Origin of the sequence: Pseudomonas sp. R5(2019) (genome assembly GCF_009905435.1) — a bacterium.
GTDB lineage: Bacteria > Pseudomonadota > Gammaproteobacteria > Pseudomonadales > Pseudomonadaceae > Aquipseudomonas.
On record NZ_JAAAMT010000017.1, the window covers coordinates 15,302 to 28,346 of the forward strand.

Annotated in this window: 12 protein-coding genes; 9 read left to right on the plus strand and 3 right to left on the minus strand. The window is 60.8% G+C overall.

Annotation, left to right across the window (positions count from 1 at the left end; genetic code table 11):
- The first annotated feature begins 355 nt into the window (after positions 1 to 355).
- Positions 356 to 823: a DUF1289 domain-containing protein gene (locus tag GUY40_RS13330; protein WP_166569412.1), complete on the plus strand. Its 468-nt coding sequence runs from the start codon at positions 356 to 358 to the stop codon at positions 821 to 823.
- A gap of 77 nt (positions 824 to 900) precedes the next feature.
- A complete protein-coding gene (locus GUY40_RS13335) occupies positions 901 to 1,518 on the plus strand; it encodes a hypothetical protein (RefSeq protein ID WP_166569413.1) in 618 nt (205 codons plus the stop codon).
- Positions 1,519 to 1,584: 66 nt separating this feature from the next.
- On the opposite strand, the gene GUY40_RS13340 is transcribed toward GUY40_RS13335, so the two are convergent.
- On the minus strand, positions 1,585 to 2,448 hold the full coding sequence (locus tag GUY40_RS13340) for a universal stress protein (RefSeq protein ID WP_166569414.1): 864 nt from the start codon (positions 2,446 to 2,448) through the stop codon (positions 1,585 to 1,587).
- Positions 2,449 to 2,600: 152 nt separating this feature from the next.
- Here GUY40_RS13340 and GUY40_RS13345 point away from each other — a divergent pair, with 152 nt between their 5' ends.
- The 5 genes from GUY40_RS13345 to GUY40_RS13365 all read left to right on the plus strand — a co-directional run bounded on the left by GUY40_RS13345 (position 2,601) and on the right by GUY40_RS13365 (position 8,128).
- Entirely contained in the window at positions 2,601 to 3,212 is a 612-nt protein-coding gene (locus GUY40_RS13345) for a tRNA-(ms[2]io[6]A)-hydroxylase (RefSeq protein ID WP_166569415.1), read from the plus strand.
- Between the two features lie 186 nt (positions 3,213 to 3,398).
- Positions 3,399 to 3,872, plus strand: a complete 474-nt coding sequence (locus GUY40_RS13350; RefSeq protein WP_166569416.1) for a MarR family winged helix-turn-helix transcriptional regulator — start codon at positions 3,399 to 3,401, stop codon at positions 3,870 to 3,872.
- Entirely contained in the window at positions 3,869 to 5,338 is a 1,470-nt protein-coding gene (locus tag GUY40_RS13355) for an efflux transporter outer membrane subunit (RefSeq protein WP_166569417.1), read from the plus strand. Before GUY40_RS13350 ends, GUY40_RS13355 begins: the two co-directional genes overlap by 4 nt.
- A 28-nt stretch (positions 5,339 to 5,366) precedes the next feature.
- Positions 5,367 to 6,569: an efflux RND transporter periplasmic adaptor subunit gene (locus tag GUY40_RS13360; protein WP_166569418.1), complete on the plus strand. Its 1,203-nt coding sequence runs from the start codon at positions 5,367 to 5,369 to the stop codon at positions 6,567 to 6,569.
- 29 nt (positions 6,570 to 6,598) lie between these two features.
- Positions 6,599 to 8,128: a DHA2 family efflux MFS transporter permease subunit gene (locus GUY40_RS13365; protein ID WP_166569419.1), complete on the plus strand. Its 1,530-nt coding sequence runs from the start codon at positions 6,599 to 6,601 to the stop codon at positions 8,126 to 8,128.
- Positions 8,129 to 8,207: 79 nt separating this feature from the next.
- Here GUY40_RS13365 and GUY40_RS13370 read toward each other — a convergent pair whose 3' ends face one another.
- Together GUY40_RS13370 and GUY40_RS13375 are read right to left on the minus strand one after the other, a co-directional pair.
- Positions 8,208 to 8,930, minus strand: coding sequence for a UDP-2,3-diacylglucosamine diphosphatase (locus GUY40_RS13370; protein ID WP_166569420.1), 723 nt, complete (start codon positions 8,928 to 8,930; stop codon positions 8,208 to 8,210).
- A complete protein-coding gene (locus GUY40_RS13375) occupies positions 8,927 to 9,430 on the minus strand; it encodes a peptidylprolyl isomerase (RefSeq protein ID WP_166569421.1) in 504 nt (167 codons plus the stop codon). Before GUY40_RS13375 ends, GUY40_RS13370 begins: the two co-directional genes overlap by 4 nt.
- Positions 9,431 to 9,667: 237 nt before the next feature.
- Between GUY40_RS13375 and GUY40_RS13380 the strand changes: the two genes are divergently transcribed.
- Together GUY40_RS13380 and cysS are read left to right on the plus strand one after the other, a co-directional pair.
- Positions 9,668 to 11,371, plus strand: a complete 1,704-nt coding sequence (locus GUY40_RS13380; RefSeq protein ID WP_166569422.1) for a glutamine--tRNA ligase/YqeY domain fusion protein — start codon at positions 9,668 to 9,670, stop codon at positions 11,369 to 11,371.
- Positions 11,372 to 11,380: 9 nt separating this feature from the next.
- On the plus strand, positions 11,381 to 12,763 hold the full coding sequence (cysS, locus tag GUY40_RS13385) for a cysteine--tRNA ligase (protein WP_166569423.1): 1,383 nt from the start codon (positions 11,381 to 11,383) through the stop codon (positions 12,761 to 12,763).
- The last annotated feature ends 282 nt before the right edge of the window (positions 12,764 to 13,045 follow it).

The following is a 13,045-nucleotide window of genomic DNA, read 5'->3' on the forward strand; positions in this document are numbered from 1 at the left end:
AAATACCAGTACCCATGCGCTGCGAGGCTTTATGAGCCACTTAGCCAGGGTTAAAGGCATTTCCTCCAGAAGCTGCTTTCAAAGTTTTACGCCTGCAGAACGGGAGCTGATGAGGGCTGGTACGGAAGACTTGCGTGTCAAATACTCCGTACCAACGCCGTTCTGAAGGATCGACTGTGCTCGTGACGCTTTGAAAACAGCTTCTAACGGACATTGGTGCCTTACGAAAGGCCGGCTGATTCTACGGGAAAAACTCGATAAAGGTAAGTTGGCTGAGCAGACTTGTGAGGTGACCGCGGTTAGACAAAGGGCTAACATGGCGGCTTGTCAGATTTCCCCAGCTGCTTTTTTGCCCATGTCCAATCAATCCATCAAGACGCCGTGTGTCGGTCTGTGTTCAACCGTCTATGGTGATCTCGTATGCCGCGGCTGCAAGCGCTTCCACCACGAGGTCATTCACTGGAACGGTTACAACGACGATGAAAAGCGTGCGGTGTGGTTGCGCCTTGAGCAATTGCTGGTGCAGGTGATGACCGCCAAGCTCGAAGTGTTCGACGCCGGCAAGCTGCGCCTGCAACTGGAGCAGCGCAAGATCCGCTTCGTCGAGCACCAGTCGGTGTATTGCTGGGCCTACCAGCTGATCGCCCGCGGGGCGCGGGTGATCAACCAGCTGGAGGCCTATGGCATGGTGCTGCTGCCGGAGTTTCGCGGCTGGGAGCTTCCTCAGCTGCGCGATGCCATTGATCGGGAATTTTTCCTGCTGTCAGAAGCGCACTACCAACGCTACATCGCCCCCGGGTTTCTCAAGGATGCCCTCGGGTAAGCGGATGATTTCCATCTGATCGCCGATGATGCGGGGCCGTAACGTTTCTCTTGAGTTCGCAAACACAGGAGAACCGTATGAGTTATGTATTCAAACCCGAGAAAAGCTTTATCGCCAGGCTGTACTGGCAGGAGCCCGGATTTATCGCGCTTGAAGACTGGGAAGCGTCGAAAAGCCGTGTACACCGCATAGGTGTCGGTTTTGACGGTGAAGCACCATGGGGCAATGAAGGCTGGCTGTTTGCAGGGCGGGACACTTACTCCCAGCCATCTGAGTCGCACATCCTTCGTAAAATCGTTTTCAAGGCACAGTTCTGGTTTGGCTGCTACGAAACGGCAGGCGAGTACGACTACGAGATCAGGTCGGCACACGTCGACAACCGGGATCGCAGATGGAGATACTTCAATCGGCGGCTGGATGTCAGTCGCAACGGTTACCTCGGTCTGTATGAGGCACCTGGTGAGGTCGGGTTGCCCCCGCAGGACACGGGCATGCAGGTCTGGCGGCTTGAGAATTTCAACCCGGCGCAATGCGTTGACGGCGCTGTTTTCCCCAATGTCGATCTGATCAGCCTGCACGGTTTGACGGTTAAAAGGCTTTACGAAAGTGACTACCCCTATCTCAATCAGCAGGATGGCGAGCCAGGAAAATTGGCCCTGAAGATTCTCGAAGCGGGGGTTGCGCGTCCTGAGTAAAGCGGTTGGCAGTGCGCTTCAAGTCCGTTCAGAACGGCCTTGAAGCGCACGGGGTATGACAAAGCGTCAACCTCTGGCCAATTCGGTCAGGTGAGCGGTGATTTCCTCGGTCTTGAGCACCAATACATCACTCTCGAGCTTGTCCAGCACCGCCTCTGCCGTGTTGCCGATCAGTGCGCCTGAAATGCCGGTGCGTGCCACCGTGCCGATCACCGTGACTGCTGCCTTGAGCGAGCTCGCATAGTGCGGAATCAGCACGTCGGCGGGGCCTTCGTCGATGTGCAGGTGCGCATCATCAACGTCGAACTCGGCCTGGAACGCCTTGCATTGCTCGCGAAAGCGCGCCTGGATGGTTTCGGTCAGCTGCAGCGCCGGGTCGGCGGCTGACAGCATGGGCGAGGGGTGGGCGCTGATCACATGCAGATCGGCCTTGGCCAGCGAGGCGATACTGTAGCCATGCTCGATGATGTTGTTGTGCAGGTGTCGGTGATTTTCGTCGGGGTTGCCGACATCCACGGCGGCGAGGACCACCCGGTCTTTCCACGGCTGTTCGTGCTTGACCATCAGCACCGCGCAGGGGCAATAGCGCAGCAGTTTCCAGTCGGAAGGCGTGAGGAGGGCCTTTTTCAGCGGGTTGTCGGGGCGGTGCTCCTTGATGACCAACTGACAACCTTCAGCCTGCTGAACACTGATGATCGATTCATGCAGCGAGTCGTCCCGGGTTTGCTCGGCGGTGACGTTATTGAAGCCGTCATCGTGCAATTGGCTCTTGAGCAGGCTGAGCAGGGCTTCGTGGTCCTGCTTTTTGTCGCACATCAGCAAGTGCAGGTCGGCGCCTGTGGCGCCAGCGATCAGCTTGGCCCGTGCCAGGGCCTTGCTATGGGCGTGCTCGGGGTCGAGCACCACCAGAATGCGGCGAACGGCTTTCATGATCGGAACTCCCTTCAGAAATGGCGGCCAGTGACTGACGATAGTCGGCCCCAGTTGCAACGGGTGTTGATACACATCAAGCATAGTCGCTGGTGATCGCCACCGGCGCCGGTATAATCGGCGGCCTTGCTGTCGTCCCTGCCTGTGAGCTTATGCACCTTATTCCTGAAATCGACGCCTTCCTGGCCTGCCGCACCCCCGACACCTGGGTGGCGGCCGCGCTGCAAAATCTTGATATTTTGCTGATCGACCACGCCAACAACGAAAAGAAGGCGGCTGGCGCTGCGTTCCAGTTCATGTTCCAGTACAGCGACAAGCCTGACCTGCTGAACAAGATGTCGCGCCTGGCCCGTGAAGAGCTGCGCCACTTCGAGCAGGTGCTGGGCATTATCAAGCGGCGCGGCATCCCCATGGCCAACGTCGGCTCGGCGCGCTATGCCGGGGGCTTGCGCAAGCATGTGCGCAATCACAACCCTTATCGGCTGACGGATGCCTTGATCGTTGGCGCCTATGTCGAGGCGCGCTCTTGCGAACGGTTTGCCGCGCTGGTGCCGCATCTGGATGAAGATTTGGCCAAGTTCTATGCCGGGTTGCTCAAGTCCGAGGCGCGGCATTTTCAGGATTACCTGAAGCTGGCCTATCTGTATGGCGAGGCGGCGGATATCGATGCCAAGGTGTTGGAGATTCGCGAGGTCGAACGCGAGCTGATCGAGTCGCCGGACCATGAGTTCCGCTTTCACAGTGGTGTGCCTGCCGCGACTTGATTGATCTCGCTGGCCTCTTCGCGGGCGAGCCCTGCTCCTACCGGTAGGAGCAGGGCTCGCCCGCGATGCTTTTGGGGTCACCACTAATCGTCAAAATACCAAGCAAGCTAATTAATGCTTTTACACTGGCTGCCCAGGCAGTAATATCTGGACATATTCTCTGCCTAAGCAGGTTTCTGTTCCGTCATGAAGCATTTCACCCCCGAAACCTTCCAAAACTGCACCCTCGGGCTTTTGCTCGGGCGGGCTCATCTGGTCAAGGACCGCATCCTTGATACGCACCTGATGCCGTTCGGCATCACCGCTGCCCAGTTCAAGGTGCTGATCATCATGTCTCAGTTCTCGGTCGATACTCCGGCCGAGTTGTGCCGCTACCTGTCGCTGGACAGCGGGGCAATGACGCGGATGCTCGATCGCCTGGAGCAAAAAGACCTGATCGCCCGGCGCCGTTGTGAAAACGACCGTCGCCAGGTGCGCCTGGCGTTGACGGTGGAAGGCGGCAAAGTGGTCGATCATCTGCCGGTCATTGGCGCCGAGGCGATGAACGAGTTGGTGGGGGCGCTGGAGCCCGAAGAGCTGGCCATGTTGGAGCGGCTGTTGACCAAGATGTTGCTGGCCGCCGGTGACGCCCTGACCGAACTGCGGATGGGCAGCAAATGAAATCAAAAACCTGGCGTCACCGCGTGAGCCTGGTGTTGTTGGCCCTGAGCCTGGCCGGCTGTGCCAGCTTCAGCGGGCTGAGCCCTGAAGGCGTCAGCCTGGAAGCGAAAAACCTCAAGGCCGAGCAATCACTCAAAGGCATCACGCTGTCTCCCGCGGCTTGGCCGAAAAGCGATTGGTGGACCAGCCTCGGTGACCCGCAACTCGATGGCCTGATTCGTGAAGCCCTGCGCGACAGCCCGGACATGCAAATTGCCAGCGCCCGTGCCCACCAGGCCAGCGCAGCGGCCATGGCCGCCGACGCCGCACGCATGCCAACTCTGGATGCCGAGGCCAGTGTCAGCCGTTCGCGGCTGGCGCGTGACCAGGATCCGCTGGGGCAGGGCGGTGTCTATTCGACCCTTCGCAGCCTCGGCGTCAGCTTCAACTACACCTTCGACCTCTGGGGTGGCCAGCGCGCCGCTTGGGAAGCAGCGCTGGGCCAGGCGCGCGCCACCGAAATCGATCGCCAGGCCGCACAGCTGACCCTGGCCGCCGACGTGGCCCGGGCCTACAGCAATCTGGGGCAAGCCCATATCGTTTATGACCTGACCCGGGATGACCTCAAGCGCACCCGGCAAATGCTCGACCTGAGCGAGCGCCGGCTCAAGGCGGGCATCGACAGCGACTACCAACACCAGCAGACCGAAAGCCTGGTTGCCAGCTCCGAAGAGCAGGCGATCAATGCCGAGAAACTGTTGCAGAGCGCGCGGGTGGCAATGGCCGTATTGCTGGGCAAGGGCCCGGACCGCGGCAATGAAATCGCCCGGCCCAAGGTACTCAAGCCCAGCGTCGTAGCCCTGCCTTCGTCACTGCCGGCCGACCTGCTCGGGCGGCGCCCGGACCTGGTCGCCGCGCGGTGGCGTGTGGAGGCCGCCAGTCGCAACATCGAGGCCGGCAAGACCAACTTCTACCCGAACCTGAACCTCAGTGCCGCTGCCGGCACCCAGTCGTTGCTCGGTGATGCGCTGTTCGGCAGTGCGAGCCGCTTCTTCAATATTGCCCCGGCGGTGTCGTTGCCGTTGTTCGACGGCGGTCGCCTGCGCGCCGACCTGGATGCTCGCGACGCCGACTACGACCTGGCCGTGGCGCAGTACAACAAGAGCCTGGTCAAGGCGCTGGGCGATGTCAGTGACACCATCGACCAGTTGCGTGCCGTCGGTCGCCAGATCACCGCCAAGCAGCATGCCACCGACATTGCCCAGAGCTCCTACGGCACGGTCGTGCAGCGCTATGGCTCGGGCATCGGTAACTACCTGGATGTGCTGAGCATCGAACAGCAACTACTGCAGGCCCAGCGCCAGCTGGCCGACTTGAACGCCGAACAGATCGATTTGTCGATTCAACTGATGCAGGCCCTGGGCGGCGGCTTCCAGGCCGAGAACCTCGCCGCGGCGCCCGCAGCGCCAGCGACCCAGAACAAATAAAAGCCGACTCAACAGCAAGGGATTCGTCATGGCTACTGCCACTACTGCTCAAACACCTGACAACGGGCAAGACGCGAGCAACCAGCGCAAACGCAAAAACTGGCTGCTGGGCTTGCTGGTGCTGGTCGTGCTGCTGGGCGCCGGCGTCTGGGCCTGGCATGAATTCTATGGGCGCTGGAGCGAAAGCACCGACGACGCCTACGTCAATGGCAACGTGGTGGAAATCACCCCGCTGACCACCGGTACGGTCATCAGCATTGGTGCCGATGATGGCGACCTGGTGCGCGAGGGTCAGGTGCTGGTCGAATTCGACCCCAGCGATGCCCAGGTCAACCTGCAAAGTGCCAAGGCCAATCTGGCCCGTGCCGTACGTGAAGTGCGCGGCCTGTATAGCAATGTCGATGGCATGAAGGCCCAGGTCGAGGCTCGCAAGGCCGAACTTACCAAAGCCCAGGAAAACTTCAGTCGACGCAAGACGCTTGCTGCCGGCGGGGCGATTTCCCAGGAAGAACTGTCCCACGCGCGCGATGACCTGAGCTCGGCGCAAAGCGCCCTGAGCAATGCCCAGCAGCAACTGAACACCACCACCGCGCTGGTGGACGATACCGTGGTGTCGTCGCACCCGCAGGTGATGGCTGCCGCCGCCAACGTGCGTGAAGCCTATCTGGCCAGTGCCCGTAACACCTTGATCGCACCGGTGACGGGCTACGTTGCCAAGCGCACCGTGCAGCTGGGCCAACGCCTGCAGCCGGGTGTGGCAACCATGGCCGTGATCCCGCTGGACCAACTGTGGATCGATGCCAACTTCAAGGAAACCCAGTTGCGCCATATGCGTATCGGCCAGCCGGTGGATATCGTCGCCGACCTGTACGGCAACGACGTGAAATACAGCGGCACCATCGACAGCCTCGGCGCCGGCACCGGCAGTGCGTTTGCGCTGCTGCCAGCCCAGAACGCCACCGGTAACTGGATCAAGATTGTCCAGCGGGTGCCGGTGCGCATTCATATCAACCCGCAGGAGCTGGCCGCGCATCCGCTGCGGATCGGCCTGTCGACCCAAGTGGATGTCGATTTGCACGACCAGAGCGGCCCGGTCCTGGCGCAACAGCCGCCGCAGAAGGCCTCGTTTGCCACCCGCGTCTACGACCGCCAGCTGGTCGAGGCTGACGAGATGATCGCGCACCTGATCCACGACAACAGCGCCGGCGCCGGCAAAACCGTGCAGCGCTGATTCGCCCTGGTTAATCCAAAGGATCCGCGATGAGTTCCAACGCGTCTTTCACGCCGCCCAGCCTGCTGCTCACCACGATCGGGCTGTCATTGGCGACGTTCATGCAGGTCCTCGACACCACCATCGCCAACGTGGCGTTGCCGACCATTGCCGGCAACCTGGGCGTCAGCTCCGAACAGGGCACCTGGGTTATCACCTCGTTTGCGGTGAGCAACGCCATTGCCTTGCCGCTGACCGGCTGGTTGAGCCGACGTTTCGGCGAGGTAAAGCTGTTTATCTGGGCGACTTTGCTGTTTGTGGTGGCCTCGTTTCTCTGTGGTATCGCCCAGTCGATGTCGGAGCTGGTGGGCTTTCGGGTGCTGCAAGGGATTGTCGCCGGTCCCCTGTACCCGATGACTCAAACCTTGCTGATTGCGGTCTATCCCCCGGCCAAGCGAGGGATGGCGCTGGCGCTGTTGGCCATGGTCACCGTGGTGGCGCCGATTGCCGGGCCGATATTGGGGGGCTGGATTACCGACAGTTACAGCTGGCCATGGATCTTCTTTATCAACGTGCCGATCGGTTTGTTCGCCGCCTTCGTGGTGCGCCAGCAGATGCGTGCGCGGCCGGTCAGCACCAGTCGCCAACCGATGGATTACGTGGGGCTGTTGACCTTGATTATCGGCGTCGGCGCCTTGCAAATCGTGCTTGATAAAGGCAACGACCTGGACTGGTTCGAGTCGAACTTCATCCTGATCGGTACGCTGATCTCGGTGGTGTTCCTGGCCATTTTTGTGATTTGGGAATTGACCGACAAACACCCGGTGGTCAATTTGCGGTTGTTTGTGCACCGCAACTTTCGGATTGGCACCCTTGTGCTGGTGGGCGGTTATGCCGGCTTCTTCGGCATCAACCTGATCCTGCCGCAGTGGTTGCAGACGCAGATGGGCTATACCGCTACTTGGGCGGGGCTGGCGGTGGCGCCGATCGGGCTTCTGCCGGTGATTCTTTCACCGTTTGTCGGGCGTTATGCGCATAAGTTCGACCTGCGCTTGCTGGCCGGGCTGGCGTTTCTGGCGATCGGTACCAGTTGCTTCATGCGTGCAGGTTTCACCCATGAGGTGGACTTCCAGCACATCGCGCTGGTCCAGCTGTTCATGGGCATTGGTGTGGCGCTGTTCTTCATGCCGACCCTGAGCATCCTGCTGTCGGATCTGCCGCCGGACCAGATCGCCGATGGTTCGGGCCTGGCGACCTTCCTGCGGACCCTGGGTGGCAGCTTTGCCGCGTCCCTGACCACCTGGATCTGGATTCGCCGCGCCGATCAGCATCATGCCTACCTGGGCGAAAGCATCAGCACCTATGACCCGGTGACCCGCGAGGCGTTGAATCACCTGGGTGGTGCCAACAGCCAGGCGTATGCACAGCTCGACCAGATGATCGGCAGCCAGGCGTACATGATGTCGACGGTGGACTACTTCACCTTGATGGGGTGGGTGTTTGCCGGCTTGATCCTGCTGGTATGGCTGGCCAGGCCGCCGTTTACGGCGAAGGCGGGGCCAGAGGCTTCGGGGCATTGATAGAGATCGCGGTGTGGTTATTCGCGGGCAAGCCCGGCTCCTGCGGCAGGAGCCGGGCTTGCCCGCGAATGAGGCCCGCTCAGGCGACATCAAAGGCCGCCAAAGAAAACCCGTGCTCATTGACTTCCAATGCCCAACCCTGCCGATCCCAGTCCCCCAGCACAATCCGCCTGGCAGGCTCATCGCCCAGCATCAGCTTGTGAATCGCTGGCCGATGGGTATGTCCATGAACCAGCGTACGCACGCCGAACGCGTTCATGATTCGCGGTACTTCTTCAGGCGTCACATCAACGATGTCGTTGGCCTTCATCCGCGTCTGCGCCTTGCTTTCGCTGCGCAGCTTGCGTGCCAGTTTCTGCCGGGTACGCAGCGGCAGGTGCCGCAGGATCCAGAGGCTGACCGGGTTGCGCAGGTAGCGACGCAGGCGCATATAGGCTTCATCACGGGTGCAAAGGCTGTCGCCATGCATCAGCAGCACCGGCTCGCCGCCCATCTCAACGACGCTCGGGTCACTCAACAGGCTGCAGCCGGCCGCCTTGCAAAAGGCTTTACCGAGCATAAAGTCGCGGTTGCCGTGCATCAGAAAGATTTGCGTGCCGCTGTCGCTGAGGGTGCGCAGGGCGGTGCAGATCGACGCCTGGTACGGGGTCATGGCATCGTCGCCGATCCAGGCCTCGAAGAAGTCGCCGAGGATATACAGCGCCTGCGCCTGTCTGGCGCGAGTCGCGAGCAAATCAAGAAACGCCCGGGTAATGTCCGGGCGTTCTTCTTGCAAATGCAGATCAGAGATCAGCAGTATCACTCAATGATCTCGGCTTTCTCGATGATCACGTCTTCAGCGGGCACGTCCTGGTGGCCAGACTTCATGGTGGTGGCCACGCCCTTGATCTTGTCGACCACGTCAGTGCCGGCGGTCACTTTACCGAATACCGCGTAACCCCAGCCCTGGACGTTCTTGCCGCTGTGGTTGAGGAAGCTGTTGTCGGCAACGTTGATGAAGAACTGCGCCGAGGCTGAATGCGGCTCCATGGTACGGGCCATGGCGATGGTGTACTTGTCGTTGCTCAGGCCGTTGTCGGCTTCGTTCTGGATGCTTGGACGCTTGTCTTTCTTCTCTTTCATGCCCGGCTCGAAGCCGCCGCCCTGGATCATGAAGTTACCGATCACACGGTGGAAGACAGTGTTCGAGTAGTGGCCAGCTTTGACGTACTCGATGAAGTTGGCCACGGTGATCGGGGCCTTGGCAGCGTTCAGTTCCACGACGATGTCGCCATGGTTGGTGGTCAGTTTGACTTGAGTCATTGTAGAAATCGCTCTTTTTGGAAAGAAATCATCGGGTTGCGCGAGAATCGCACAAAACCTGGACGCACAGTTTACAGGCGGCGATACGCCACCTGTGGCTGTTTTTTTCGTCATCCGCAGGATTTACCCGGCAGTTTGTCGGCCATGGCCTGTCAGCGGCTTGACAGCTTCGGCTATGATAAGCGCTTTGATTTAGTCGGCCTACCCTGGCCGAACACCAGTACGTTCAAGGATCCTATGAGCAAGCCCACCGCCGACACCGCTCCCAATGCCGCTGCCAAAGGCGCCCCCGTCGTTCCCGCCAACTTCCTGCGCCCGATCGTGCAGGCAGACCTGGACGCGGGCAAGCACAGCAGCATCGTCACCCGTTTTCCACCAGAGCCCAACGGCTACCTGCACATCGGTCACGCCAAGTCGATCTGTGTGAACTTCGGGCTGGCCAAGGAGTTCGGCGGTGTCTGTCACCTGCGCTTCGATGACACCAACCCGGCCAAGGAAGACCAGGAGTACATCGACGCCATCGAAAGCGACGTCAAGTGGCTGGGCTTCGAATGGGCGGGTGAAGTCCGCTACGCCTCGCAATACTTCGATCAACTGCACGACTGGGCTGTCGAGCTGATCAAGGCCGGCAAGGCGTACGTCTGCGACCTGACCCCGGAACAAGCCCGCGAATACCGCGGCAGCCTGACCGAGCCTGGCAAGAACAGCCCGTTCCGCGAGCGTTCGGTCGAAGAGAACCTGGACCTGTTCGCGCGCATGAAAGCCGGCGAGTTCAAGGACGGTGAGCGCGTGCTGCGGGCCAGGATCGACATGGCCTCGCCGAACATGAACCTGCGTGACCCGATCCTTTATCGCATTCGTCACGCGCACCACCACCAGACCGGTGACAAGTGGTGCATCTACCCCAACTATGACTTCACCCACGGTCAGTCCGACGCGATCGAAGGCATCACGCACTCCATCTGCACCCTGGAGTTCGAAGGCCATCGCCCGCTGTACGAGTGGTTCCTGGACAACCTGTCGGTGCCGTGCAAGCCGCGCCAATACGAGTTCAGTCGCCTGAACCTGAGCTACACCATCACCAGCAAGCGCAAGCTCAAGCAACTGGTCGATGAGCGGCACGTCAATGGCTGGGATGACCCGCGCATGTCGACCCTGTCGGGCTTCCGCCGTCGTGGCTACACCCCGGCTTCGATCCGCAACTTCTGTGAAATGATCGGCACCAACCGCTCCGACGGCCTGGTCGACATGGCCATGCTCGAGTTCAGCATCCGTGACGACCTGGACCGCACTGCGCCGCGCGCCATGTGCGTGCTGCGTCCGCTGAAAGTGGTCATCACCAACTACCCAGAAGGCCAGGTCGAGAACCTCGAACTGCCTTGCCACCCGAAAGAAGACATGGGCGTGCGCGCCTTGCCGTTCGCCCGGGAAATCTACATCGACCACGACGACTTCATGGAAGAGCCGCCCAAGGGCTACAAGCGCCTGGAGCCAGCCGGTGAAGTTCGCCTGCGTGGCAGCTACGTGATCCGCGCCGACGAAGCCATCAAGGATGCCGACGGCAACATCGTCGAGCTGCGTTGCTCGTACGACCCGGACACCCTGGGCAAGAACCCGGAAGGCCGCAAGGTCAAGGGCGTGATCCACTGGGTCCCGGCCGCGGCCAGCGTTGAATGCGAAGTGCGCCTGTACGACCGCCTGTTCCGTTCGGCCAACCCTGAAAAGGCCGAAGAGGGCGGCAGCTTCCTCGACAACATCAATCCCGATTCGCTGCAAGTGCTGACCGGTTGCCGCGCCGAGCCTTCGCTGGGCCAGGCCAAGCCGGAAGATCGCTTCCAGTTCGAGCGCGAAGGTTACTTCTGTGCCGACCTGAAAGACTCCTTGCCGGGTCGTCCGGTCTTCAACCGGACCGTGACGCTGCGCGACTCGTGGGGCAGCTGAGGAATGACCGTGCTTAGCATTTACAACACGCTCACCAAGAGCAAAGAAGTCTTTACCCCGCTGGAAGGCAACAAAGTACGGATGTACGTGTGCGGCATGACCGTGTACGACTTCTGCCACCTGGGCCACGGTCGCAGCATGGTCGCGTTCGACCTGGTCACCCGCTGGTTGCGTTACAGCGGTTACGACCTGACTTATGTGCGCAACATCACCGACATTGACGACAAGATCATCAATCGCGCCAATGAAAACGGCGAATCGTTCGATGCCCTGACCGCGCGCATGATCGACGCGATGCATGAAGACGAGCGTCGCCTGAACATCCTGCCGCCGGATCAGGAGCCGCGTGCCACCGACCATATCGCCGGCATGCACGCGATGATCCAGACCCTGATCGACAAGGGCTACGCTTACGCACCGGGCAATGGTGATGTGTATTACCGGGTCGGCAAGTTCCAGGGTTATGGCAAGCTGTCGCGCAAGAAGATCGAAGACCTGCGCATCGGCGCGCGTATCGAAGTCGACGAAGCCAAGCAGGACCCGTTGGATTTCGTGCTCTGGAAAGGCGTCAAGCCGGGCGAGCCGAGCTGGGAGTCGCCTTGGGGGCCGGGCCGTCCGGGCTGGCACATCGAGTGCTCGGTGATGTCCACCTGCTGCCTGGGCGAAAGCTTCGACATCCATGGTGGCGGCAACGACCTGGAGTTTCCGCACCACGAGAACGAAATCGCCCAGAGCGAGGCAGCGACTGGCAAGCCGTACGCCAACGCCTGGATGCACTGCGGGATGATCCGCATCAACGGCGAGAAGATGTCCAAGTCGTTGAACAACTTCTTCACCATTCGCGACGTGCTGGAAAAGTACCACCCGGAAGTCGTGCGTTACCTGTTGGTATCGAGCCACTACCGCAGTTCGATCAACTACTCCGAAGACAGCCTGCGCGAGTCCAAGGGCGCGCTGGAGCGTTTCTACCATGCGCTCAAGGGCCTGCCGGTAGTGGCCGCGGCAGGTGGCGAGAGCCATGTGGAGCGTTTCGCTGTCGCGATGAACGACGACTTCGGCACGCCGGAAGCTTGTGCGGTGCTGTTTGACCTGGTGCGCGAGATCAACCGTCTGCGTGAATCCGATGTGGATGCAGCGGCGGGCCTGGCCGGGCGCTTGCGCGAGCTGGCGGGCCTGCTGGGCGTGCTGCAACTGGATGCCGATGACTTCCTGCGCGCCGGTGCCGAAGGCAAAGTGGATGCGGCTGAAGTTGAAGCGCTGATCCAGGCGCGCCTGACGGCCCGGACCGGCAAGGATTGGGCGGAGTCCGACCGTATTCGCGATCAGCTCACCGCCATGGGCGTGGTGCTCGAAGACGGCAAGGGTGGCACCACCTGGCGCCTGGCCGACTAAGCCGCATCGCCCCATTCGCGGTGCTCCGGCTCCCACCTGTAGGAGCAAGGCTTGCCCGCGATGAAGACACCGCGTTGTATCAGGAGCTCGGCGGCGCCTGCATCGCGGGCAAGCCCCAATGCCAGTCAGTTAAGGATGGAGCGCCGACAACCTAAATGTGGGAGCGGATTTATCCGCGAATTCAGGCACCGCGGTTTATCAGGCATTGCGTGGCGCCTTCATTCGCGGATAAATCCGCTCCCACATGTAATTCGCCTTAACTGACCGGCATTGGGGCTAGCT